Annotated in this window: 1 protein-coding gene; it reads right to left on the minus strand. The window is 34.9% G+C overall.

Annotation, left to right across the window (positions count from 1 at the left end; genetic code table 11):
* Positions 1-56: 56 nt before the first annotated feature.
* On the minus strand, positions 57-647 hold a 591-nt coding region (locus tag J1785_RS00475), incomplete at its 5' end, for an acyltransferase family protein (RefSeq protein WP_217218542.1).

A 647-nucleotide genomic window follows, 5' to 3' on the forward strand; every position in this document is an offset into this window, starting at 1 on the left:
GCTTTACCACCACTATTAGAGTCACGTTGGAGTAACTCTAATAGGTTGAAATGTAATTAACTGAAATTAAGAGGTGGTGCTTTGAATCGCATGCAAATTTTACGTGATAATTTAATTGCAGGTTTTTCAATTAAAGTATGCGCAATGTTTGCAGCTATATAGCAAAGTGCTATCATTAAGCTAAAACATATAAATCTCTGCGTGTCGGTTAGTTGGTGTTTTTCAAAAAAATATTGCCTGAAAAACGTCATCACAGGGAAGTGAATGATGTAAAGTGAATATGAGATATTACCCGCATTGTTTAAGAAGGATGATTTAAATGTAGGCCCATACTTATCAATGCATACAGTAGCGATGAGCAATGGAAGTGCAACCCAGAAACTTCCAAATAAACCAACGGGTCCAAATCCGAAAATGATAACAACCGAAATAATTACAAATAGACAAGTTAGTAATATATAGCAGGTAGTAGACTTGCCAGGTTTATGATTGAATTGCATGAAAGCCTTAGCGACCAGCATCCCAGCTATAAACTCAAAAAGGACTGTAGTACTCAATATTTTTGTTGGAACCATCCACCACTCGCTTATGTACAATTTTGCAGACATTTGAGATGAAAATGAAAATTCATGATTGAATATTAATTG

Origin of the sequence: Rahnella perminowiae (assembly GCF_019049755.1) — a bacterium.
Taxonomy (GTDB): domain Bacteria; phylum Pseudomonadota; class Gammaproteobacteria; order Enterobacterales; family Enterobacteriaceae; genus Rahnella; species Rahnella perminowiae.